Origin of the sequence: Sulfuricurvum sp. IAE1 (assembly GCF_004347735.1) — a bacterium.
Taxonomy (GTDB): Bacteria; Campylobacterota; Campylobacteria; order Campylobacterales; family Sulfurimonadaceae; genus Sulfuricurvum.
Genome location: NZ_SLTI01000007.1, coordinates 127,837 through 152,010 on the forward strand (window position 1 = coordinate 127,837; position 24,174 = coordinate 152,010).

Here is a 24,174-nt window from a genome sequence, read left to right on the forward strand (position 1 = left end):
CATGAAACTGTTTAATAATTAATCAACCAAGTCGCTTATTCGTCCTGATTGGCTTTTATACTGTCGCAGCAAAATAACGAGGAGTTTTGATGCACCGCGACCACCTCATCGGCTATATGTCCGATGTACAGAATTTTGAAAAAAACATGAGTTCCCTTTCCGACAAATGGGACCTGCTGACCCTGCTTGGCAGTATGTCCAACATCGGGATGGACACCAGCGAAACGCGCAAAGCGTTTGAAGACCTGCTTGACGAGCCGCTGGTACGATTGATCCAGGAGACGTTTAACAAGAGCCTTGACGAGCTCTCGTCGAAAGCCCAATCGGCGATCGACATCCTGATCCGCAACCTCTTCGAGAGAACCGCCGATATCGGTTTTCTCTCAACCGACGACGACATCCGCCATTACCTCCAGTTCCTGAAAATGGCGGAGCTTTCGATCTCCGACGAACTGCGTCAGCTGAAAATGGAGAAAAAAGAGGCGCTGACGCAGCGCTTCGCCGAATACGTTGCCAAATACAGCGTCTATGAGAACATCATCCTGCTCGATACCAAAGGACGCGTACTGGTGCAGCTCGATCACGACAACCCTATAAGTGCGACCAAAGATCCGCTGCTGGGTGAATCGCTCCAGACCCACCAGGGCTACGTCGAGACCTTCCGTCCCAGCGACCTGACCCACAACCGACCTTCGCTGATCTATTCCTACCGCGTCAGCGACCCCTCGACCGACGAAGCGCTGGGCGTCTTATGCCTCGTTTTCCGATTCGAGGACGAGCTTCGGAGCATTTTCCGCAAACTGACTCAGGAAAACCCCTACATCGCACTCGAACTGCTCGATCAGGACGGACAGGTCATCGCATCCTCCTCCCCCTATCACGTTCCGGTGGGTTCAATCCTCGAAGCGCGCAATTCCCCGACACATCAAACCTACTACGCCGGTTTCGAATACCTCTACAAAGCGGTTAAAACGACCGGATACCAGGGATATACAGGCCCCGGCTGGATCGGCCACGCGATGGTTCCGATGCACCTTGCGTTCCGTTCATCATCGCACTCGTCCCTCTCGAACGACCCGATGTTCGACAAAGTCGCCAATACAACCGAATATTTCCCGCAGGAACTCAAAGATATCCTCGACAAAGCCAAAAAGATCCAGACCGAGCTCGATATCACCGTCTGGAACGGTAACGTCCAGATCGCCAATGCGTCGAACAAGGAAAACCCTTTTACCAAAGCGCTGCTGAGCGAAATTTCCAAAACGGGCGAAGAGACCAAAAAGGTGTTCGAACAAACCGTCACCAACCTCAACACCGCGATGCTCGAACGCTATCTCGAAGACCTCCGGTTCCAGTCGTCCCTGGCGATCGATATCATGGACCGCAACCTCTACGAACGGGCCAACGACTGCCGCTGGTGGGCGTTGACGACGACGTTCCGCGAATATTTGGCGCAACGCGAACTCGCTCCCGAAGAACGCTCGAAGATGGGATCGATCCTCGAGTACATCAATTCGCTCTACACGGTCTATGCGACGATGTTCGTATACGACCGAGACGGAACGATCCAGGCTGTTTCCAACGGTGCGCACGAGCATTACGTCGGAAGAAAAGTGGGACATTCGTGGGCCGCCGACGCCCTTCGCCTGCAGACGACGCAGGAATATATCGTCTCGGAATTCGAACCGAGCCCCTTTTACGACAATGACCACACCTACGTTTACAACGCCTGCATCCGCGATTTTGCCGGAGAGAGCGTCGGCGGGATCGGGATCGTTTTCGATTCGAGACCGCAATTTCAGGCAATGCTCGACGATATCCTCCCAAAAAACGAAGAAGGGGAAATCAAAGAGGGGATGTTCGCCCTCTTCGTCGACCGGCGCGGACGCGTCCTCTCTTCGACCGACGAGTCGATCGAGGTGGGAAGCACGATCGCGTTGGGGGAATCGGTCCTCAACCTCCCCTGCGGCCGCAGCCATGCCCAGATGATCGCCTATAACGGCTTATATTATGCACTGGGGGCGACGTGTTCGAGCGGTTACCGCGAGTACAAACACAGCGACGGATACCGCAACGACATCATCGCCGTCTTGTTCCGCCCGATCGGCGAATGTACAATGGCCCAAGAAGAAACGCAGATGCGCCGGGAATATGTCTACCCCAAACCCAGCGGGCTTGAGGAGACGTGCGAAATTTCAACGTTCTTTATCGGGAACACCCTCTTTGCGGTCGAATCCAAAGAGGTGGTCTGTTCGCTGATGCACCAGGAACTGACCCCGATCCTCCACGCCAGCGAATACAATCTCGGCGTCATCGGTTTCGATAAACGGATGGTGAGCGTCATTTCCCTCGCAAAATTGATGGGAATGGAGAAAAAGTACGACAAAGAGCGCGATACGATCATCGTCGTCAAAGCCGACATCGACGGGCAGTTGCTTCATCTGGGGCTCGCGGTGGATGCGATCTTCAGCAGCCCCGAGATCCCGCTGCGGTCGATCAGCCACTACAGCAACGTCCTCAAAAACGAGAACTCGCTGACCAAAGCGGTCATCATCCCCGACCGCGCCGAGGATTTCGGCAACGAAATGATCTCAATCATCGACGTCCCGAAAATCTACGGCCAGCTCGTACAGCCCTACTCCCGTCCGCTCAGCCGCGTAATGGCCTGATCAGTGCCGCACCTCGCGGCCGATCTTCTCTTCGACCGATGCGATTTTCCCCTTCAGCCGTCCGAGCTCCCCCTTGCGGATATCGAGCTTGATCGTCGAATAAACCCTCTCGCACTCCTCGAGCCGTTCGTACGCCTTTTCGACGATTCCCAGCGCCTCTTTGACGCTTGCGCACTCGACGATCGTCCCCATCGGCGTGAGCTGATACGCCAACCCGGAGCGGTCGATCATATCGATAATCCTGGCCACCTGATGGGACACCGAAGCACCTTTGCGGCATTCGTCGCTCGTGGGAAACATCGCGAATTCGAGTAATACGCTCATAGATCATCCTTTAACGTGTTTTCGCTGTAGCTCAGGCGCAGCCCCTCCTCGCTCATGACAAACCCGTGAACGGCGATTTTCCCCTCATGCACGAGGCGGTGATGCTTGGCACACAGCGGGATCAAATTGTAGCGATGGTTAACGCCAAAATGCCCCACCCCGCCGCCGTCGTCGGCGTTCGCCTGCGGAATGATATGGTGTACCTCGTCAACCGCCTCGTCGCACAATGCGCATTTGGTAAGGTAGAGCTTCGTATTGTAGCGGCTCTTTTTCTCCCTCTTCAGCATCGAGGCCTCGTGGGTCTTGTCGGTGATCCGGCCGCGGATTTCGTACGCTTTTTTCAGGAAAGTCTCGTCCATATGAAGCGATTTGGCGAACTCCAGACCATACAGCGTCGAACCGCTCCCGCTTTTGAGCTTGCGGTCATAGACGAGACGGTCGGCCGCTTCGTCGTAATAGACCCCCAGGTGCAGCAGTACGATCCCCTTGGCCTTCTGGATCTCGTTCAAGCTTGAGAGCTGGTGCAGATGCGTTGCGAAGATGAAGAGGCTCCCGATCTCGCGGAGTTTGAGGATCGCGCTGGCGACGATGGCCAGCGCCGATTCGGTTTCGGTGCCGTGGCTGATCTCGTCTCCGAGTATGAGGGTATTGGGGGTCGCACGGTTAAAGATGTTGCGCAGCTCCAGCATCTCGACCGCAAATGTAGAGAGCCCTTTGTAGAGATTGTCCTTGGAGACGATACGGGTGAGGAGCTTGTCGATCGGGGCAAAACGCAACGCGGCACACGGGACGAAAAATCCCGCCTGCGCCATCACGACCGAGAGGCCGATACTCTTCATCAGCGAGGATTTCCCGCTGGAATTGATCCCGTACAGCAGTACCCCTTTGACGTCCTCGCCTCCGCTGGCCTCGAGTGTCGTGTGCTCTTCGAAACTCTGCAGCCCCGTCTTTCCCAGATACAGATCGTTGGGGACGAATATCCCGTTCTCCTCGCGCGACTCGATCAGCGGATGGCGCAAACCTACCGCCTCGATGAACGCCTCTTTCGCGTCCGTTACGATCTCGGGGCGGACGTAGCGGTACTGCTGCGCGCATTTGGCACCGCTGAGCGCGACGTCAAGCACCGCCAGAAAACCGATCAGATGCTCGATCGCGTGCGAAAAACGGCGTTCGATCTGTTCGAGCTGTTCGCGATAACGCTCCCGCACCTGCGAAAGCATCCGCGATTTGGCCCCCGCGTTCTCGATGGAGAGTTCGTCGAGAAGGGTCGAGGTGAGTTTGACGGTCGTCTTAAGCTTCCGGACCTGAAAATCGCGGAAAAAATGGTGTTCTTCCCCGACCGTAAAAAAGCTGTTATGGAGTTTCTCCTCGACGCTCACATAGCGGTTGCGGGTCATCAGCAGATGGTACCCTTCGCTCTCCAGCCACCCGATAGAGGCGTACGGTCCCCCCTCCCCTTCGAAAAAGGTGCCGATGTGTTCGACGATCCCACCGATCTTGGCTTCGTTGGAGCGCTGAAGCGCTTCGAGCGCATCGATCTGCGGATCAATCCCTTCATGAAAAATATTTTCATCAACCTGATCGCGGCGAAACTTCGCGCACCGCTCGATGACGAAAATCCGGTTGAGTTCCTGCGCACACTGGGCGCATTCAACGGCGCTGGAACGATCATACGAGATCCCCAGTTTCTTCGCCTCGTCAAAAAGGTTCTCCGCGGCCCGCAGCGACGTATGGAAATAGGCCAGTTCGAAGGGGTGGAGTTTCCCCAGCTTCAACCGCCGAAGGATCCGTTCGAGATCGTACACCTCTTTGAGGCGCGTTTCAAAAGGGGCGATATGGCGCTGCATCTTTTCGATCAGGTCATAACGCTCTTCGAGGAGCTTCGGATCGCAGATCGGGTTGAGAAGCCGCTCCCGCAACAGCCGTTTTCCCATTGCCGTGGAGGTCTTGTCGATGAGTTTGAGCAGCGTCATCTCATCGCTGTCGCGCGAGATGATCCCCAGCTGTTCGGCGGCATTGTTCCCCAGGTACATGTAGCGCGCCGTCCCCAGGAACGTCGGGCGGTTCATCTTCTCGATGATCGCGCTGTCGTGGTCGATGATGACGTTGATGAGCACCCCCAGCGATTCGGAGGCATAGGGATAACGCTCCAGATCGAGATACTCGACGGGGCTGAGAAGGGATCGGATCTGGTACACCCGCGCGAAAAGCTCGTTCTGGTAATCGATCCGAAGCCGCTTCTCGTTTGTACTGCTGCGGTGGTGGGATCGCAGCTCGAGGTAACGCGACACCTCTTCGGTATCGATGGAAGCGTCGCAAAACGTTACCACTACCTCGGAGGTCTGATAGCTCTGCAACAGTGTGAACACTTCATCGAGCGCAAACGTTTTGTCCTCGCGCGTGCCGTGGATCTCGTTGATGAGCGTTTTGCCCGTACCGACGTCGATGGCGGCATACCCGACCGAATAGACGCCGTTGTTCTGGTCAATCAGCAATGACGCGATATAGTTTTCGCTCGACTCGGCGATGTAATCGAAATTGGTCCCCGGAGAGATGATGTTGGAGATATAGCGGCGGATATGGGGAGGTTCCCCCTGCTGGCGCACCAGTACAATCGTGTATTTTTTCGACTGTACCAGCCGCGCGAGATAGCGTTCGATCGAGACGGTCGGCACCCCTGCCAAAAGAGGGTTTTGAATCGAGTTTTCGAGGATTGTCTTGTTCTTGCGGGTGAGCTGAATGTTCAGGAATTCAGCGACCTCTTTCGCCTTGCCGATCTGCATCTCTTCGTTGTTGACTTCGTACACTTCGAAAAACGAGCCGACCTCGATGATGACGAGGGTGTCGGGGCCGTATTTTGCTTCGCACGCCGCCTGGAGCTCGAAATAGATTTCGGAGAGGAGCTTTTTTTTGTCATTCAGTATTGCCCCGATCTCTTCGATACTCATAGCTTCTCCGCGTGAAAATGAAAGTATTTTATTATAACTCAGGGGGGCTAAAAGAAAGACTATACGGAAAATATTTACAGGAGGATGCCTACCTCGAAGAGGCAGGCTTTAGTGCCAACGGCACGCGTAACCAAAGGAGCGTTGCCCCTTTAGCCGTTCAAATCAGATTCTTGCGTACGAAACGCTGATGCAGGCGTTAAGGGCAGAGAGTTCTTTGAGGGTTTTGTCGCTGACGGCGGAATCGACGATGATGACCGCAAGCGCTTCGCCGCTCTTGTTGCGTCCGAGGCGGAAGTCGGCGATGTTGACGTTGTGGGCGCCCAGCAGTGTGCCGACCTGTCCGATCACTCCGGGAACATCGGTGTTTTTGAAGAGGATCAGATTACCCGTAGGCTCGACGTCGACGCCGAAGCCGTTGATGTCAACGATACGCTGTACGTCTTCGTTGAACATCGTCGCGCTGATCTCGAACGCCTCTTTGTCGGTGGTGAGCTTCACGGTAACGAGATTTTTATACACAGGGCTTTCAGGGAGCTCTTCCGTTTCGATTTTGATGCCGCGCTCTTTGGCGACGAAATCGGCGTTGACGTAGTTGATCGTCTCACCCGACATCTCCGCCAGCGCACCGACGGTTGCAAACGTTGCGAGTGATGCGAGATACTCGGCGATCTCGCCGCGGCCGCTCACCTTGATCGATACGATGGGAGCTTTGTTGATCTGGGCGCTGAGGAACCCGATTTTCTGCACCATTTCAAGGAACGGTTTGACGAACGGAGGGATCTTCGTCTCGTCGATCGGGAGGTTCAGGGCGTGCGGATACGCGATCCCTTTGGCCGCTTCGATCGCCTGCTGTGCCGCTTCGACGGCGATGTTGTACTGCGATTCGAACGTGTTCGCCCCCAGGTGCGGAGAGACGGTGACGTTGTCGAGGTCGAGAAGCTTGTGATCGGTTGCGGGTTCTTTGTTGAACACGTCGATTCCGGCGAAACGGATTTTGCCCGATTTGAGGCCGTCGTAGAGGGCTTCTTCGTCGTACAATCCGCCGCGTGCGCAGTTGATGAGGACGACGCCGTCTTTCATTTTGGCGATTTCATCCGCACCGATCATCCCGACCGTCTCTTTGTTTTTGGGAGTATGGATCGTGATAATGTCGCAGGCAAGGATATCCTCGAAATTCGTCGTGTATTTGACGCCCACATCGGTCGCTTTGGAAGGATGGATATAAGGGTCGTATGCGATAACATCCATTTCGAACGCTTTGGAGCGGATACCTACGCGGCTTCCGATGTTACCGAAACCGATGATCCCCAGTTTTTTCCCTTTGAGTTCGTAACCGTACCATTTTTCCCGTTTCCAGATACGCTGGTTTTTGAGATGGTCGTGAGAATAGGGAAACATACGCATGCACGAAAGCATGTGGGTCATGGTAAGTTCGACTGCCGCAATCGTGTTCGCCGTCGGGACGTTCATGACGATAATCCCCTCTTTAGAACATCCGGGGATATCTACGTTATCGACACCCACGCCCGCACGAACGATCGCTTTCATTCTGCCTTTTGCGGCATTGATAAATTTGTCGTCGACATCGGTCGAACTGCGGGTAATTGCGACATCCGCGTCCTTGATGACGTCAAGCAGAGCCGTTTTGTCCATGTCCGCGGCAAAAATCATATCGATTTTATCGTCGCGGCGCAGAATGTTCAGCCCCTCTTCATGGATATGGTCACATACGACAATTTTATATTTTTCCATTACTTTTCCTCTGTATAAGGCGACACCGTCGCCGTGATTTGGTAGGTTTTTAGTTTAGTTACAAGAGATGCGAGCACGTTTCGGTCGTTCGAGTCGACCAGGAGGGTCATCGCGTCACCCTCTTTTTGCAGAAAATACGGGAGCGCTTTATTGTAAAGCTCCTGTTTCACGCAAAAAAGTTCGTACGAATCTTTCAGCGGTACCGTCATCCGGTACGCCGGCACTTCGGGATGTTCTCCCGCGTCGAGTACCATATGGACCTCGTTGACGGGATAATGGTAGTCTTTTTCTTCGCTTCGGGAGAAACGTTCCAGCCAACCCTCTTCCTCGGAAGAAGCGCTGAAAGAGGATTTTTCATCTCCCTCCGCCGTAAAACGTTCCGAGAGGGGAACCGACGGATTGATCTGAATCATGAAAATGACGATGAACGCGGCTACAGCAGCTGCTATAAGAGGAAACAGCCAGTAGGCAACCCGTCCCATCGGTCTTATTTCAATTGGTCTTTAATAAGGTCGCCCAGGCTGTTCGACTCGTCGTCGTTGATTTCGTTGAGCATTTCCTGATCTTTGATCCGCTCGAGTTTTTTCACCGAGAGGCGGATACGGTCGCGTTTGGCATCGATCACGAGAATCGCCGCTTCGATCGTCTGTCCGATCTGAAGCTCCTCGGCAACGAGGGGGTAAAGGTCTTCGTTACGGATCAGGGCGTCGACTCCCCCTTCGAGCGAAACGAACACGCCGAAATCTTTGACGTCACGGACGGTTGCTTTGACGACGTCGTTCATTTTGTGGCTTGTCGCGAACTGATCGATCGGAGACTCTTCGAGCGATTTGCGGTTCAACGAGATTTTTTCGTCTTCGGCGTTGATCTTAGCGATTTTCACTTCGATCTCGTCGCCTACTTTGAGCGTATCTTTGCATTTGACGTTTTTATCCCATGACAGGTCCTGGTTGTGCAGGAGCCCTTCGACGCCGCCTACTTTGACGAATGCGCCGAAATCGGTCAGAGAGGTGACGGTCCCTTTGACCACGTCGCCTTCTTTGCATTTTTTCATGAATTCTTCGAACGGTTTAGGCTGAAGGCGTTTGTACGAAACGCGCAGTTTGTGCGTTTTCGAATTGATTTCGATCACTTCGACGTCGATTTCCTGACCGACGGTGAGGTAGTCTTTTGGGTGCTTGATGTTTTTGTCCCACGTGATTTCGGAGATGTGCAAGAACCCTTCGATATCGTTCCCAAGATCGACGAATACGCCGTAAGGCTCGATGTTGCTGACGGTAACGGTGATGGTATCACCCTCGTCCAGAGCCTCTTCGACCTCTTTCCACGGATCGGGCTGAACCGCTTTGATCGAGAGGGAGAGGTGGCGTTTGTCTTTGTCGTACGCGATCGCTTTGACCGTTACTTCGTCACCCTCTTTGTAAAGTTTGGAAGGGTTGACCGGCCCTTTGTAGCTGATTTCGTTGTAGTGAACGAGACCGTCGATTCCGCCCACGTCTACGAACATACCGTAGCTGGTGATCTTTTTGACGGTTCCCTGGATGATTTTACCCTCTTCCATCAGGGCGTCGATCACCTCTTTTTTCCGTTTGCGCTCATCATTGAAAAGCTTGCGGCGCGATACGACGATCGAAGCTTCCGCCGGGTCGATTTTGACGACCTGGGCCTTGACCGTTTTGCCGATGACGTTGTCGCTCTCTTTGAACGCCGCGAGCGAGCGGGGGAGGAAGAAGTGGACGTCGTCCGCTTCGAGGAGGTATCCCCCTTTGTTTTTCTTGGTCACGACCGCATCGACGATGACCGATTCGAAATCGTCTTTGTGGGCATTGATAAACGCAAGCGTTTTCTCCTGCTCCAGCACTTTTTTATACGAGATTTTCGGACGCTCGTTGTAGTGTCCCGTAATCATTACCGTAATTTTGTCGCCGACGTTGAAAAGAAGTTTGCCGCTCGTATCGCGGATCTCGTCGAGTGAAATGATCCCTTCGAGTTTCTCGCCGACGCCTACCAACGCGCGGTTGTCACCCTCCTGGATTTCTACGATTTCACCTTCGGTGATGCGAGTAGATTCTTGCTCTTTGAAAGACGCCTCTAACATCTCGGCAAAATTTTCTTCTTCGAACGCTTCGTTATCGAAAGCCATACCTAATCCCTTGTAACTAAAAATTGGCTGATTATAGCGCAAAAATGCTTGGATTCGGTTTTATTTGCATGAAATATCGCGTAAACGGAAAAATCAAAGGGGGTGAAAAGGAGGAGGCAAGGAGAGGCGGACGGGAAGAAAATTTCTTCTTCCCTCCGGATTAGAACCGCATCATTCCCTGCAGGAGGAATTTGTTGGAGTTGGTGTGGAATTCCGCTTCGCTCTGGGGGCGGCGTTCATCGCCGAACCCGTGCGCAAGGGTTGCTTTAAGGTCAAAATTGCCGTAATTCATGGCATACCCTACCCCGACGGCATTGAGCGTGCGGATATTGTCGTCACTGTTAAACGTCATATCGTTTTTCCATACTTTGGCATGGTCCAAAAAGATGCTGGTGCTATGGCTGATCTGCCGCAGCGACGGGAGAGCGTAGATCAAATCGAGGCTGATCGCATACCCCTGGTCGCCGCTGAGTTCGCTGTCTTCGTAAGCCCGAACGCCGTTGGTTCCGCCTACCGAGAGATCTTCGGAAGAATCGAGGTTGTTACCGAAGCTTTTTTGGGCTTTGCAAGTGCTCTGGAGGGTCATTCCGTCCCTGAGGTACTGGCTGTGCAATGCGTTCAGGGCCAGTTTGGTGTAGTTGCCTCCCGAATTGAGCCCCGCATCGTTGGTGATGGCCGTACCGTTTTTAAGTCCCAGATGGCCGATCGTGTATCCCGCCGAAGCATACAGGCTTCCGGGAAGGCCGGCGAGCGAGGTATTACGTTTATCGCTTGCCTTGAGCGTCAGGGCGTCGAGCTGTTTTTTCGCTTCATCGACGCTGCCGGGGGTTCCGCTGCTGTCCTTCATCTCCTTGTGGTCATACGATGCCTCGAGGGTCTGCGTATGGACGCGGGTCTTGATTGTCGGGTAACTGACATAGGCGCTGTAACTGTCGGTCCGTCCGTACGCGTCGTAGTTCTCGATCTCATCAAGGGTATAGTCGGTCATACTGAAGCTCACCCCGCCTTTGAGTCCCGAATATCCCAGCGGGCGATCATACCCCAGGCGGATGTTTTTGAGATCGGCGGTGTTGGAGACGAGCCCGGTTATACTCAGGGTATCGCCGATTCCGGTGAGGCTGTTGATGTAACCACCCGCACTCAGACGGTTCTCTCCGGTGTAGCGGCTTCCGTAATTATCGACTATGGCATAGCCGTTGTATTTGGGCGTCGGGGAGACGGTGATGCGAAAGTCGCTGGTTCCGACTGCCTCTCCCGGGTAAACTTCGGCGTTGGTCACCTGCGCACCCGAGAGATCGTTGATGAGGAGCATCTGGCGCTCAAGGCTCATCGTGGAGACGATCTGACCTTGCTTGAGATGGTCCATGAATCCCTGTACTTCGGCGGTATCGACCAGAGAGCTGTTTTTCATGTCGAACGATCCGTACGTCCCTTCGATGATCGCAATCTCGACGATGCCGTTCTCCATGCTTTGCGCGGGGATATACGCACGGGCTACGAAGTAGCCGTTATCACGGTAGTATTTGGTGATTACCGATGCGACCTCTTTGAGAGCGTTGATTCCCAGTTCTTTTCCCTCGTAGGGTTTGACCAGTTCAGCCAGAACGTCCGATCCGAAAACGGTGTTTCCGCTGAATTTGAACGATTTTACAAAGACTTTTACCGTGTCTTTGGCTTCAAGCGGCGCTTTGTATTCCCCCGCTCCGACACTTGGCAGCGCTTTGGGTGTCTCAGGAAGCTTCGGCTGTTCCACCTGGCGGAGGATGTCTCCGGTCGTGGGTGCGGCGGCCATCAAAGAGACCGATGCCAGCAGGGAAAGGGTAATGGTTCGTTTCATCATCGCAGATCCTTATCTTTTCTCATTTTCATTGTTCGGTTCAACGTTCATTCCGTTGTTCCCGCTTCCGCTCACAGCGTTGTCCGCAACGACGTAAAACTCCTGGCTGACCCCTTTGGGAAGGTTCAGTCCCCCGTTTACCAATTCGACCAGGCTGTCGTTGGCCAGCGGTACGCGGATATCGCCGGCTCCCTGTACCGTAGCGGCCGTCTGAAGCTGTTCCATCGATACGGTTTGTACGGGAACATTGCCATCGGCAACCCCTACAAGGTTCAACGTTCCGCCGCCGGTCGTCCCCTGGGGAAGAATGCTTTGCAACAGAGTGTTGTTTTTGGCTTGGGTCTGTATCTGCTGCGGTTTTGGCGCATGCGGTGGAACCGTTAGCGGTGCAGGCGGCGTTACGATTGTCGAGTTGACAATGGTCGTGACGACGTCAGAAACCTCTTTTTCCTGCTGCGCAGTGCTCGTTACAGGCGTGGTGGCCGCCGGCGCGGGTGCGGGTGTTAGATTTGAATAAACGACATTCCATTTCGTCGAGTTATCAGTGAAATAAAGGCTCGGATCATAATTTGAACGCGTTTTGGAGATCACTTCCGTTCCCGGGGTAAATCCTAAAACCGCAGAATCTTTGTATCCCGTATAAACGACGATGCGGTTGGTCGCCGTAGGAGCGGAAATCGTGCCATTGTTCACGAAATTGTTTTCAGCCGTGAAAATCATGCCATTTCCCAAGCCTGTCGAGCTTGCCACGGTAACACCGCTGTCAATGGTCATGGTTCCTTGCGTTCTGAATTCATACGGGTTGGCCAACGATATGTCTCCAACGAATTGAACATTACCGGTTTGAGAAGCCGAGCCGACGGTAATTTTTTCAAATCCGCTTTGAATATTCGAAATTTCGGCCGCTGTAATATCCACGATTCCCGCTGCCGCGTTAGCGCTGCCGCCACCGATTTCAATCGCCTTGGTCGCGTCCCGTGCCTGCAATGCGAGACGGTTGTTTCCAGACACCGCACCGCCCAGATCGATTTTGTTGGCGGTAACCGTTACGTTCGAACTACCTGCACTGAGGGTATTTTTAAAATCGACTTTTGATCCCGTAAATGCTTTGGAATCGAATACGTTGATATCATCCAGATACAGATTCGCACCGAGTGCTCGCCCTCCGCTTGCATCCCATGAACCTGAAATAAATACGAACTTATAGTTTCCATCGGCCAACGCCGTAGCCGAAGAAGTCGTCCAAGGCTGTGCCGTAGCCGAGTTTTTCCCGGTTTTATCAAGAATGACCTGGGTAGCACCCGTCGCCGTATTGACCATGTACCCAAACACGTCATAGGCGTCGCTTCCGCCCGTAGCGGACCATTTAAATGAAATTCCCTCACCTGCTTTGAGGCTGACTTCGGAATCACTGACCACATAAGGACCACGAATGACTCCATAACCCGCCGAGATACTTCCGCCGTTCGATGTCATCTGTAACGAATTGTTTCCACTGCCCGTATCAACGTTTGAACTGACTTGAGTGGTATAGCTACCCGGATACGGGTAATTATCATACGGGGCGCTGCCTCCGGAAGGAACGATAGGAGGAGCCGCCGTGTCATTAGGCGTTGCATATCCGGCAATGGCGCTGCCACCGTTGAGTTGAACCCCGGCATTCGTAACCGTCCATCCTGTAATCGTTGTCGATCCTTGCCCATCCGTTTCAAAGCTTGGATTGTTAAAACCTGACAACGCCGTCAGCAAAGAAACTGCACCGTCATAGATTTGATCGTTGGCAGTTGTAACGGACGTACCGTAGATATTGATGGCATTTCCTTTGACATTCAATGAGTCCAGAGCGGTAGTCGCTCCCACATTTCCGCTGAATCTAACCGTCCCCGCAAGTGCGTCAAGCGTTAAGGCACCGGCACCGTCAATGGTTTCGTTGAAGGTAATATTGCCTCCGTTCGTTTTAACCGAATTAGACGAACCGTTTAGAACCACATTACCGTCAAACACTACTCCCAGAGTATGGGCATTGCTATTTTGCGTGGCATCGATATCCACTCCGTTTTGCAGAATGATGGAGTTGTCGGCAGACAATGTCAACGTCGCATCCCCAGCCATACTTCCGGTGATGATGTCTTCATTCACATTGATGTTATTGTCCGCTTCCAAAAGAACACTCGTGCCTAAATCAAGTGCAGTTACAATTGACGAAGCAGCCACGGTCACATCTCCGCTTGTACCTGTCGTAGCGGGAGTTCCGGAAAGCGGTTCACTTCCGCCCGAAGCGATTGTTATATTGGTCGGATCGAGCAACCACGTTTTCGCTTTGATTGTTGTATCGCTTCCAATGCCGAGTTCTTGTCCCGACGTCTCAACAAACCCTCCTGCGGCATCGATGGTTCCGGATACGGTTGTTTTCCCTCCGTGAGCGAAAAGAACGACCTTGCCCGTCACGTCTTCGAGTGTCTGCGCTTCGATGATCCCGGTATTGTTCACCATACCGTCCAGGATGGTGTTGAGCGCCTGGGTGGTCAGGTAGACTTGACCTCCGTCGGCTTTGATAAGCCCTTTGTTCTCTACCAGAGCATCCATCGTTCCCTGATCGATGGTCAGCTTTACGAGAGAGTTGCCGTTGAGATTGAGACTGATCTTTTCGCCTGACGCCATCTGTACGTTCCCCATCGTCGCAACGATGGTCCCTTCATTGGCTACGGTTTTACCCATCATTGCCACGTAACCGCCGTTGCCAGCTGTAATCGTTCCCATGTTGAGGACGGAATTCTGGCTGTTACCTTCGAAGACATAGTTGCCTGATTGGAAGTTCGCATCGGTAATATTGAGCGTAGAGGCTACGATCCCCCCCACATTGATTTGTGCGCCGTTGGCGAATAAAATCCCGTTAGGGTTGATGAGGAATACCTGTCCGTTCGCGTTCATTGCCCCTTCGATAAGAGAACGGTTGGTCCCGATGACACGGTTGAGCGTAACCGAGGCGGCGGAAGGCTGTACGAAGTTGACCGTTTCACTCTTGCCGATGCTGAAATCCTGCCAGTTGATCGAGGCCTTGTTGGTAGACTGGCTGATGGTGGTAACGCTGCCGTTTTGGCTGATGGTTGCGCTGCCTGTCGTTACGGTACCTCCGCTTGGTGCGGCGTACGCGATGCTCGATCCTGCAAGCAATGCCGACACGACAAGCGATATTTTTCCACCTTTGAGAATACGAAAACGCGAACTGTAATCCGAATTGCCCTTCATCATTGAATCCTCTTGTATGATTATTCGGGTGTATTACCCTGTGGTGGAATTATCCGACGATAGAGTTGCAATTGTGTTGCAGATTTGTTGTACGGATGTTGCATCGGTACGTGTATCGACACTCAGACAACAAAGTACGGATACGTTTCTCGTGAAGGAAAAAGAGGGGAACAGAAATCTATCGGCGAAGATGCTCGATCGCTTCGACCACTTCGTCGATGATCCAGTCAGGTGTAGATGCCCCTGCACTGATCCCGCAGAACTCTTTTCCGCTGAACCAGCCGGGCTCGAGATCGTCTTTGCTCTCGATATGATAACTGTCAGGGCAGAATTCTTTGGAAATGGCGTAGAGCTGTTTGGTGTTCGAAGAGTTTTTGCCGCCGATGATCACCATCACGTCGGCTTTTTGGGCCAATGCGCGTACGGCATCCTGGTTGTCGAACGTCGCGTTGCAGATCGTGTTGAATACCCGCACCTCCTTGTGCGTTTCCATCAGCTTTCCGACGATTTGACGGTAATCTTCGATCTTGCGGGTCGTCTGTGCGACGGTGGCCACTTTTTCGCGCAGTTTAAGCGCATCGATCTCCTCGGGAGCGTTGATGACGAATACGTTGCCCACACCATAGCTTTTGACCCCTTTGATCTCGGGGTGGGCTTCGTCTCCGAAAATGACGATATCGTACCCCTGAGTACTCATCTCCTCGACGATTTGCTGGGGCTTGGTAACGTAAGGACACGTCGCATCGACGACGTTCACGTTGCGGCGGTTCAGGAGGGCAAGTTCTTCTTTGGGAATACCGTGGGTTCGAATGACGGCAGTATCTCCGGCTTTGAAGGTATCGAGATTTTCGCTCAACGCGACGTTAAAATCGTTTTTGAGTCGCGCGATCTCGTTGGCATTATGAATAAGCGGGCCATAGGTGGAAGAGTTGCGGTTTTCTTCGGCAATTTTGATCGCCCGTTTCACACCGAAACAGAATCCGTAACTTTCGGCCAGCTCGATTTTCATCGTTCTACCTTCGCAAAAGTGCCGAGGAGCTCAAAGAAGTTAGGGAAGGAAGTATTGATGCATTCGACGTCTTCGACCTCCATCCCGCATCTCAGCCCCGCAATCAGGAAACTCATGGCGATCCGATGGTCGCCGTAACTGTTCACGGTGGCGGATTTGAGCTCTCCGCCGATCACCGCATAGCCGTCGGGATACTCTTCGGTTTCGATGCCGCAGAGGTTCAGGTTATCAACCACCGTTTTAATCCGGTCGGACTCTTTGACCCGAAGTTCTTCGGCATTTTTGACGACGCTTTTCCCTTCCGCGCACGCCATGGCCACAGAAAGAGCCGGGAGCTCGTCGATGAGCCACGCAATGTTTTCCTCGACGGTAACGGCTTTAAGAGGGGCGTACTCGACGCGAATGTTGCCGATCGGCTCGTACCGCTCGTCGGTGAGGGTATAGGTGATCTTGGCCCCCATTTTTTCCAATACTTTAAACGCTTCGATACGGGTCGGGTTGAGGGTGACCCCTTCGATCAGGGCCGATGCCCCGGGGACGATCGCCGCCGCTACGGCGAAGAAAAAAGCGCTGGAAGGATCGGCAGGCACACGGATATCCAGCGGCGAAAGCGGTTTTTCCAAAGGCCATATTTTGGTCTCAAGGCCGTTTACCTCGATGCGTGCCCCCATCCCCCGCAACATCCGTTCGGTGTGGTCACGGCTCAGTTCCGGCTCACGGAATGTGCAGACGCCGTCTGAACGGAGCGCTGCGAGCATCATGGCGCTTTTGACCTGCGCCGATGCGACCGGAGATGTATAATCGAACGATTTGAGCGACGCGCCCCGGATCGAAAGGGGAGCCAGGTCACCGTTGTTGCGTCCGTCGAGCTTCGCGCCGATGGAGCGCAGCGGCTGGGTCACCCGTTTCATCGGGCGGCGTTTGAGATACTCGTCACCGGTGAGGACAAAATGCCCCTCCGCCGAAGAGAGGAGGCCGCAAAACAGCCGCATCCCCGTCCCGGAGTTCCCGCAGTCGAGGATTTCGCTCGTCTCTTTTATCCCGTTGGAGCGGATCGTGATGGTCTCTCCCTCATCCAGGATATCCGCCCCCAGATGACCGACGATTTTGAGGGTATTGAGGGTGTCCTCGGCACGGAGAAAATTGCGGACCTTACTCTCCCCTTCGGCCAGAACGGCGAACATGGCGCATCGGTGCGAAATCGATTTGTCGGGCGCGATCGCGTTGCTCTTGAACGCGAAGGAGTGGACCGGATGGACTTTCGCTTTCGTCATCGCAAGCTTACCCCGAGTTCGTTTTTCAAACCGTCCAGCACCCATTCCATCGCGGCGGTGATATCTTCCTCTTCCAGCGTCTTTTCCTCCGACTGCAGAACAAACCGCAGCGTCAGGCTCATCTGGTCACCCAGCGCTTCGGAGACGTAGCGGTCGACGGGATAGAACCGACGGACCTGAGGGGAGACGTGTTTTTCAATGACGTTTTTGATCGTTTCGTACGCCGTCTCTTTCGAAACGACGATGCTCAAATCGCGATACGACGCCTGGTACTTCGAGTACGGCTGCGCCTGGATCAAGCCGTATGGGAGAAGATCGGTTTTGAGCTCGCACATAAACGTCTGCGGAAGGTCGAACGCTTCCTCCACACTGGGGTGAACGCGGAAAAGTTCCCCCGCCTCGACCCCGGCGATCATCACTTTCGCACAAACGTAAGGGTGTGCGAGGGAATGGGAGGGAACGTGCGAAACGAGTTCAAACGAACCCGCCACGTCCGATATCATCTGGACGAACGACGCGAAATCGATGGAGGCGGGCTTGCCGGCATTGGCAACTTTTTCACCCTGCACCGCACCCGAAACGATAAACCCTAGACGCTTGGATTCTTTACGATCCGCATCGAACACCATCCCCGCTTCGAACAGGGCAATTTTTTTCTGATTCACTTTGACGTTCGCCGATGCGGAGTTCAAAAGCCCCATAAGAAGGGTCGGCCGAAGCGTATCGAAATTGGCGGTAATCGGGTTGAGCAGTTCTTTGGATTCGTCGGTGCAGACGAACCCGTATTTTTCAAGCTGTGTGCGTTCGTTAAAAACGAAATGGACCGATTCGTAAAACCCGCTCTGCGCGGCGCGATGGCGATACATCCGCGTTTTGCGGTATTCGTTCAGGTCATCGCCCGCACGGTTCGCTTCGGCGAAATAAAGCGGCTTGGAGGGGATGTTGTCGATGCCGACGATGCGGACGATCTCTTCGACGATGTCTTGCTTGTTCACGATGTCGTGACGAAACTGCGGAATCGAAATCGCAAACGTCGATCCTTTGGGCTTGCCGATCTCCATCCCCAGGTTTTTGAAAATCTGGGTAATCGTCGTTTTATCGACGCGCATCCCGATAAACGAGGCGATCTCTTCTTCGCTCATGCTGACGATGCGCGGCTCGTACGAAGAGAGCAGCTCGATATTCCCGCCGTACACCTGGGACGACGAAAATTTTTCGAACAGACGCATCGCATACGCGATCCCCATATCGATTTTGGGTTCGCTGCCCCGGGACGTACGGTAATAGTGTGCGCAGCTTGGTACTTTCTTCTCCCCCATCTTTTTGGAGATGATATCGGGAGCGATATAACTGGCTTCGATGATCGCCAGTCCCTCTTTGGCACTGAAGCGGGCCTCTTTCTCCTGCGAAACACCGATCACCGAGACTTTATCCTTGCCATAAAGTGCCGTGTAGCCGTTTTCGTCCGTATCAAGGGTGATGATTCCCTTGGTATCGTGGTCGCCGAATTTTTCAAATGGGTACGCTCTGAGGATTACCCCCGTGCTGTGGGTCGAATAGAGCAGCACCGCTTCAACCGGAGTCGAATATTCTCCCTCGATCAGTGCCAGACGCAACACGATCATAAAAGGGACGTCGAACTCTTTGACCTCGACGGCCCCAAAGAGCAAGTCGGCATCAAACGTTTCGTTGTGATGGAGCTGCAAAATGCGGCCGATCCCAAGGCGTTCCTGACTCTCGTTTTTGGCGCATTCGCGCAACGGACGGTTCAACGCGGCGCGCAGGTCGCGCGCGATACCCCGGATACTCAGACAGTCACCGCGATTGGCGGTCAGCTCGATTTCGATCAGATCGTCGTTGAAAAGCGGGTACTCGTTGAGATTTTTCCCCAGAACCAGTTCCCCGATACTGCCATCAAGGATCATAATCCCCTCGCCGGTCGAAGGGAGACCGATCTCTTTACTCGAACAGATCATTCCGTCCGAAGGGACGCCGCGAAGTTTGGCCGCTTTGATTTTCAGCCCGCCGGGAAGTTCGGACCCGACGGTTGCGAGCGCGATATGGATTCCCGCGCGGACGTTCGAAGCGCCGCAGACGATCTGCCGGACGCCCGAGCCGATGTTGACCTGGCAAACACTCAGTTTGTCGGCATCGGGATGGCGTTCGCACTGTTCGACGTATCCGATGACGACGCCGTCAGGGACGCGGATCGTTTCGTGGCGGTCGACTTCCAGCCCGATGGCATTGAACGTTTTGAGGAGGTGTTCGGTACTGATACCCCCAAGATCAATCCATTCGTTTAACCAATTCTTCGTAACGATCATCTAAACTGCTCCAATAGTCTCGTATCTCCTTCAAAAAGGGACCGCAAATCGCCGATCCGGTGGATCAGCATCGCGAACCGCTCGACCCCGAGGCCGAAGGCGTATCCGCTGACGTTTTCGTAACCGACCGCCTTAAAGACGTTCGGATCAACGATACCGCATCCGAGGACTTCAAGCCATCCTGTTTTCGAACAGACGCGGCACCCTTCCCCGCCGCAGAAAATACAGCTGATATCCACTTCGGCGGAAGGCTCGGTGAACGGAAAAAAGCTCGGACGGAAACGAACCTCGACGTCTCCGAACATCGTTTTGAGAAAGTCTTCGAGGATGAATTTGAGGTTCGCAAACGACACTTTTCCCGCCTCCTCGACGACCAGCCCTTCGACCTGGTGGAACATCGGTGTGTGGGTCAAATCGTAGTCACGGCGGAAAACGGCGCCCGGGGCAATCATCCGGATGGGCGGTTTTTGCGAGAGCATCGTCCGAATCTGTACCGGAGAGGTATGGGTACGCAGCAGCATCGAATCCTTGAAGTAAAACGTATCCTGCATGTCGCGCGCGGGGTGGTATTTGGGAAGATTCAGGGCTTCGAAATTGTGGAAGTCGTCTTCCACCATCGGCCCGGTCTGAACCGCAAAGTTCATCGACAAAAAATACTCGACAATCCGGTCCATCGTCTCCATAACGGGGTGAAGCGAACCGCGCTCGCTCGAAGGCGAGTAGAGGCTTACGTCGATGGCTTCGGCTTTCATCGTCGCTTCGAGGTGTTCCATCGCCAAAAAGAGTTTGCGATCCAGCAACAGCGCGTTCAGCGCTTCTTTATGAACGTTCAGTTCTTTGGCGAAAGCGCCTTTTTCCGCATCGCTCAGGTCTTTCATCCGGGCGAACTCGGCGTTCATTACCCCTTTTTTACCGAAAACGGCAATCCGAATCTCTTCGATTTTGTCAATCGTATCGGCCGATTTTATCGCGTCGTACCACTCTTGCAAAGCAGTGTCTCCATCCTACATGAAATTCTAAAAATTGTTGATCGTATCCGTTTTCGAAAAAACGGGCAATATTTTGGGATATTCTATTCTAAACTCTTTTATAAACAGCTTCAAGGCTCGATCCATCTCGTCAACTTGTGCTACAATGGGGAGAAAAAAAGAGGTTAACCTATGTGCATTTTTTGCAAAATCGTGGCAAAAGAGATCCCTTCGAATGCCGTCGCCGAAAACGAAGAGTTCTATGCGTTTCACGATATCAATCCCAAAGCGCCGGTCCATGTACTGGTGATCCCCAAGGCCCACTTTGACAGTTTCAAAGAGATCCCCGGCGATGTAATGGGACGGATGAGCACGTTTATGCAAGAAACCGCCAAAACACTCGGCATCGACGAAAGCGGTTACCGCATCATCAGCAACATCGGCGAGGACGGCGGACAGGAAGTCAAACACCTCCATTTCCATCTCCTCGGCGGCGCCAAGCTCAAATGGGGCCATTTCGCCGACGCCGATCCCAAAGATTTTATCTGACCCTCACTCGGGGTAGACCATTTTTTTGGTCACCCCTCCATCAACGACGAAATTCTGTCCCGTAATAAACCCCGATTGCTGATTTCCCAAAAACCAGGCCATTTCGGCAATGTCTTCCGCACGTCCGACCCGCCCGGAGGGATGAAAATCGTGATCGATCTGGCGAAGAGAACCCGGGTGGGCATGTTCGATCCAGCCCGGGCTGATCGCATTCACCCGAACCGGGGAGAGACTCATGGCGAGCGCATGGGTGAGACTGAGCAATCCCCCCTTGCTCGCGCTGTAGGCTTCGGTAAACGGTTCGCTCATCAATGCCCGCGTGGAAGCGATGTTGACGATCGATCCTTTTTTCAGGGTCAGTTTATCGGCCAATAGACGGGAGAGCAAAAACGGGGCGCTCAGATTGACCGCGAGGACACGGTTCCATTCGGCCAACGGAAGTATCCTTGGATCGCCCTGCGCACTGTAGGCGGCGTTGTTTACGAGTAAATCAAGCGATACGATTCCTTCGGCAGCTTTTTCGACCGCTTCGGGATCGGCCAGATCGCAGACGATCGGTTCAAACCCCTCCGCCGAGGCGGCAGATGCGAGATTTTCGGCATCGCAGTCAAGACCGAATACTTCCCATCCGCGCTGGACAAACAAACGTGCGATGACGCGCCCGATCCCCTGAGCGGCACCGGTGACCAGCGCGGTTTTCGTCCGTTCCACGACCGGGCCTTATCAGGCGTTGCACCCTTGAAGGGTACCGAAATCGACGCTGCTTCCGCCGCCGCTGATCATTTTCTCGTGTTCACGGACGGTTTTGCCGTTATGGACGATCGTATAGGTAATCGCCACGCTGTCGCGGATCGTGTTGATCGTCGAACAATAGGTCTCAAGACTCGCCATCACCCAGCGAGCCGCCGTGGTATCGTCCGCATCCGAATCGAAACGGTATTCGAGGTGCAGCGTATTGAACTTTCTGGGTGCGCTCTCGTTGCGGACAACTTCACCCGAAACGGCCAGGTTTTTCACCTCATGACCCTGCTTTTGGGGGAGCATCACGATATCGGTGGCACTGCAGGCAATGATTCCACTCAGAAAATATTCGATCGGGGAAATCTGCGGGCAGTCGATGATAAAACTCCCTTTTTCAGTCTGCGCTTCAAAACGCATCGCGTCTTGATGGGAAACGGTAACTTTCATAAAAAAATCTCCTTTTATACGTCGGGAAGGGAATTGTATCCCTTCGCCCTGAGATACTCATCGAAAAACATGATCTGCTCGAGGGTACGCACTTCGGCAGTCCCTCCCGCAGAGGTGCGGGCATTCATCGAATGCTCGATTGAGAGATAGCCGCAGACATCTTCTTTGATCCGCGCATCGATCGCATAAAGTTCCGCGTAGGGGATATCGCTCAAATCGCACCCAAGCTGTTCCGCGCGTGCAACGGCCCGCCCGGTGATATGATGCGCTTCGCGAAACGGCACACCGCAGTGTTCGACGAGGTAGTCGGCCAGATCTGTCGCCGAAAGGTGCCCGAGTTTGCATGCGCGGGCCATATTGTCAGGCTTAACCGTCATCGTTCGAAGCGCCTCGCGAAGGATTTCGAGCGAAATTTCGATTGTTTCGACGCTGTCGAAAACCCCCTCTTTGTCTTCCTGGGTATCTTTGTTGTAGGCCAGCGGAAGCCCTTTCATCACCGTCAGAAGCCCCATCAGGTTACCGTAGACCCGGCCCGTTTTGCCACGCAGCAACTCGGGGACGTCGGGATTTTTCTTCTGCGGCATGATCGAGCTTCCGGTCGAATACTCATCGGAAAGTTCAACGAAACGGAATTCGTAACTCGACCAGAGAATGATCTCTTCGGCCAGACGTGAAACGTGCATCATCAGCGTCGAAATGTTGAAAAGGATTTCAAGGGCGAAATCGCGGTCACTGACGGTGTCGAGGCAGTTGATGCTGACCGAATGAAATCCTAGGCTCTGCGCGGTCATTTCGCGGTTGATGTTGTGCGGCGTTCCGGCAAGTGCGGCACATCCGATCGGAGAGATATTATTGCGTTCCACCGAACTTTCGAAACGTTCACAGTCGCGTTTGAACATCGAAACGTAAGCCAGAAGATGGAACGCGAAATTGATCGGCTGGGCGTGCTGAAGATGGGTCATCCCCGGCAGAAGGGTCGATGTGTGATTCCGTGCGATGTCGACGAGGACTCCCATCACCTCTTTGATCTGTTCGACGATCTCGCCGTTTTTTCTCAGGACGTAACGGCGGAAATCAAGCGCAACCTGGTCGTTACGGCTGCGGGCGGTGTGAAGCTTTTTACCCGCTTCTCCGATAATCTCGGTCAACCGCTTCTCTATCGCCATATGAAGATCTTCGTCGGCGATTTTCCATTCGAAAACGCCCGATTCGATCTCTTCGAGCACCTGAGCCATCCCTTTTTCGATGGACGTAAGCTCCGCCTGGCTCAAAATACCCTGATGGGCCAGCATCTGCGCGTGCGCGACGGAACCTTCGATGTCTTCGCGGTACAGCTTGCGGTCGAACATGATCGAGGCGTTGAACTGTTCGAGAAGCTTTGACGCATCCTGTGCGAAGCGTCCGGACCACATTTTTTTCATAGTATCTCCGAATCGTAATAAATGGGGATATTTTAGCGCAGTTTGGTTTAGAAGAAAGTTTGAAAACGGCTCCGCCCCGAAAGGGTATCAGTTACAGGCGGGGACGTTTCCGCTGTCGGCGGCGTATTCGACGAGGAAATCCTCAAGATGCTTCGCGTTTTTCGTGAAGGCGCGGCTTCCGAAATACTCCCACGAAGCCTGGGCTTTTTTGGAGCCCAGATGGATGTCGGCGAGTTTTTGCCCTTTCGCGTTCATCAGCTTTTCCCACGCGCGCTGTTTTTTGGAAGCCGCGAGTTCCTGGCCGCCGCCGTGGCATTCTTTGCACGATTCGATATAAATCTTCTGACCCTTGTAGGTCGCTGCGCTGAGGAGGGTAGAACCGGCTAAAAGCGTAAGGGCTACGGTAGCGTATAATGTGCGCATCGGAATCGCTCTTCCTGTTAAAAAAAATTTAAATTAATCTTACATTACTAAATCTAATAGAATGCTTAATCATTTTTCAGGCCGAAAAGGCGCTTA

17 protein-coding genes are annotated in these 24,174 nt (G+C 53.5%); 2 read left to right on the forward strand and 15 right to left on the reverse strand.

Annotation, left to right across the window (positions count from 1 at the left end; translation table 11 throughout):
• The first annotated feature begins 89 nt into the window (after positions 1-89).
• The gene (locus tag E0765_RS01230) at positions 90-2,669 is read left to right on the forward strand and encodes a chemotaxis protein CheW (protein ID WP_132811397.1); all 2,580 of its coding nucleotides are present in this window, start codon (positions 90-92) and stop codon (positions 2,667-2,669) included.
• Here E0765_RS01230 and E0765_RS01235 read toward each other — a convergent pair whose 3' ends face one another.
• The 11 genes from E0765_RS01235 to pheS form a co-directional block, all read right to left on the reverse strand.
• Complete coding sequence (locus E0765_RS01235; protein WP_132811398.1) at positions 2,670-2,993, reverse strand: thiamine-binding protein; 324 nt, start codon at positions 2,991-2,993, stop codon at positions 2,670-2,672. It abuts the gene before it with no gap.
• Entirely contained in the window at positions 2,990-5,941 is a 2,952-nt protein-coding gene (locus tag E0765_RS01240) for an HNH endonuclease (RefSeq protein ID WP_132811399.1), read from the reverse strand. Before E0765_RS01240 ends, E0765_RS01235 begins: the two co-directional genes overlap by 4 nt.
• A 162-nt stretch (positions 5,942-6,103) precedes the next feature.
• Complete coding sequence (serA, locus tag E0765_RS01245) at positions 6,104-7,693, reverse strand: phosphoglycerate dehydrogenase (protein WP_132811400.1); 1,590 nt, start codon at positions 7,691-7,693, stop codon at positions 6,104-6,106.
• Positions 7,693-8,175 carry a hypothetical protein gene (locus tag E0765_RS01250; RefSeq protein WP_132811401.1) on the reverse strand — a complete coding sequence of 161 codons (483 nt, stop codon included), beginning with the start codon at positions 8,173-8,175 and terminating at the stop codon, positions 7,693-7,695. Before E0765_RS01250 ends, serA begins: the two co-directional genes overlap by 1 nt.
• A 5-nt stretch (positions 8,176-8,180) precedes the next feature.
• Positions 8,181-9,836, reverse strand: a complete 1,656-nt coding sequence (locus tag E0765_RS01255; RefSeq protein ID WP_132811402.1) for a 30S ribosomal protein S1 — start codon at positions 9,834-9,836, stop codon at positions 8,181-8,183.
• A 160-nt stretch (positions 9,837-9,996) separates the two neighbouring features.
• Positions 9,997-11,676, reverse strand: a complete 1,680-nt coding sequence (locus E0765_RS01260; RefSeq protein WP_132811403.1) for a ShlB/FhaC/HecB family hemolysin secretion/activation protein — start codon at positions 11,674-11,676, stop codon at positions 9,997-9,999.
• Between the two features lie 9 nt (positions 11,677-11,685).
• Positions 11,686-14,922 carry a filamentous hemagglutinin N-terminal domain-containing protein gene (locus E0765_RS01265; RefSeq protein ID WP_165921616.1) on the reverse strand — a complete coding sequence of 1,079 codons (3,237 nt, stop codon included), beginning with the start codon at positions 14,920-14,922 and terminating at the stop codon, positions 11,686-11,688.
• 178 nt (positions 14,923-15,100) lie between these two features.
• Positions 15,101-15,931, reverse strand: a complete 831-nt coding sequence (locus E0765_RS01270) for a 4-hydroxy-3-methylbut-2-enyl diphosphate reductase (RefSeq protein ID WP_132811405.1) — start codon at positions 15,929-15,931, stop codon at positions 15,101-15,103.
• Complete coding sequence (aroA, locus tag E0765_RS01275; protein ID WP_132811406.1) at positions 15,928-17,205, reverse strand: 3-phosphoshikimate 1-carboxyvinyltransferase; 1,278 nt, start codon at positions 17,203-17,205, stop codon at positions 15,928-15,930. Before aroA ends, E0765_RS01270 begins: the two co-directional genes overlap by 4 nt.
• Positions 17,202-19,529 (reverse strand): phenylalanine--tRNA ligase subunit beta, encoded by a 2,328-nt coding sequence (pheT, locus tag E0765_RS01280; protein WP_132811407.1) that lies wholly within the window; start codon positions 19,527-19,529, stop codon positions 17,202-17,204. Before pheT ends, aroA begins: the two co-directional genes overlap by 4 nt.
• Positions 19,526-20,518: a phenylalanine--tRNA ligase subunit alpha gene (pheS, locus tag E0765_RS01285; RefSeq protein WP_132811408.1), complete on the reverse strand. Its 993-nt coding sequence runs from the start codon at positions 20,516-20,518 to the stop codon at positions 19,526-19,528. Before pheS ends, pheT begins: the two co-directional genes overlap by 4 nt.
• A 171-nt stretch (positions 20,519-20,689) precedes the next feature.
• Here pheS and E0765_RS01290 point away from each other — a divergent pair, with 171 nt between their 5' ends.
• The gene (locus tag E0765_RS01290; protein WP_132811409.1) at positions 20,690-21,046 is read left to right on the forward strand and encodes a histidine triad nucleotide-binding protein; all 357 of its coding nucleotides are present in this window, start codon (positions 20,690-20,692) and stop codon (positions 21,044-21,046) included.
• Between the two features lie 3 nt (positions 21,047-21,049).
• Here the strand turns inward: E0765_RS01290 and E0765_RS01295 are convergent, their stop codons facing one another.
• The 4 genes from E0765_RS01295 to E0765_RS01310 all read right to left on the reverse strand — a co-directional run bounded on the left by E0765_RS01295 (position 21,050) and on the right by E0765_RS01310 (position 24,078).
• Positions 21,050-21,757, reverse strand: coding sequence for an SDR family oxidoreductase (locus E0765_RS01295; RefSeq protein WP_132811410.1), 708 nt, complete (start codon positions 21,755-21,757; stop codon positions 21,050-21,052).
• 12 nt (positions 21,758-21,769) lie between these two features.
• Complete coding sequence (locus tag E0765_RS01300) at positions 21,770-22,234, reverse strand: OsmC family protein (RefSeq protein WP_132811411.1); 465 nt, start codon at positions 22,232-22,234, stop codon at positions 21,770-21,772.
• 14 nt (positions 22,235-22,248) lie between these two features.
• Positions 22,249-23,655, reverse strand: a complete 1,407-nt coding sequence (gene argH / locus E0765_RS01305) for an argininosuccinate lyase (RefSeq protein ID WP_132811412.1) — start codon at positions 23,653-23,655, stop codon at positions 22,249-22,251.
• 87 nt (positions 23,656-23,742) lie between these two features.
• Positions 23,743-24,078, reverse strand: a complete 336-nt coding sequence (locus tag E0765_RS01310) for a cytochrome c (protein ID WP_132811413.1) — start codon at positions 24,076-24,078, stop codon at positions 23,743-23,745.
• Positions 24,079-24,174 lie beyond the last annotated feature (96 nt).

Bases quoted from the DNA above. Each gene is read 5' to 3' on its own strand.
- E0765_RS01310 (WP_132811413.1), bottom strand. From the start codon at position 24,078: ATGCGCACATTATACGCTACCGTAGCCCTTACGCTTTTAGCCGGTTCT.
- E0765_RS01300 (WP_132811411.1), bottom strand. From the start codon at position 22,234: ATGAAAGTTACCGTTTCCCATCAAGACGCGATGCGTTTTGAAGCGCAG.
- E0765_RS01260 (WP_132811403.1), bottom strand. From the start codon at position 11,676: ATGATGAAACGAACCATTACCCTTTCCCTGCTGGCATCGGTCTCTTTG.
- E0765_RS01265 (WP_165921616.1), bottom strand. From the start codon at position 14,922: ATGAAGGGCAATTCGGATTACAGTTCGCGTTTTCGTATTCTCAAAGGT.
- E0765_RS01235 (WP_132811398.1), bottom strand. From the start codon at position 2,993: ATGAGCGTATTACTCGAATTCGCGATGTTTCCCACGAGCGACGAATGC.
- aroA (WP_132811406.1), bottom strand. From the start codon at position 17,205: ATGACGAAAGCGAAAGTCCATCCGGTCCACTCCTTCGCGTTCAAGAGC.
- E0765_RS01230 (WP_132811397.1), top strand. From the start codon at position 90: ATGCACCGCGACCACCTCATCGGCTATATGTCCGATGTACAGAATTTT.
- argH (WP_132811412.1), bottom strand. From the start codon at position 23,655: ATGAAAAAAATGTGGTCCGGACGCTTCGCACAGGATGCGTCAAAGCTT.
- serA (WP_132811400.1), bottom strand. From the start codon at position 7,693: ATGGAAAAATATAAAATTGTCGTATGTGACCATATCCATGAAGAGGGG.
- pheT (WP_132811407.1), bottom strand. From the start codon at position 19,529: ATGATCGTTACGAAGAATTGGTTAAACGAATGGATTGATCTTGGGGGT.
- E0765_RS01240 (WP_132811399.1), bottom strand. From the start codon at position 5,941: ATGAGTATCGAAGAGATCGGGGCAATACTGAATGACAAAAAAAAGCTC.
- E0765_RS01250 (WP_132811401.1), bottom strand. From the start codon at position 8,175: ATGGGACGGGTTGCCTACTGGCTGTTTCCTCTTATAGCAGCTGCTGTA.
- E0765_RS01270 (WP_132811405.1), bottom strand. From the start codon at position 15,931: ATGAAAATCGAGCTGGCCGAAAGTTACGGATTCTGTTTCGGTGTGAAA.
- E0765_RS01255 (WP_132811402.1), bottom strand. From the start codon at position 9,836: ATGGCTTTCGATAACGAAGCGTTCGAAGAAGAAAATTTTGCCGAGATG.
- E0765_RS01290 (WP_132811409.1), top strand. From the start codon at position 20,690: ATGTGCATTTTTTGCAAAATCGTGGCAAAAGAGATCCCTTCGAATGCC.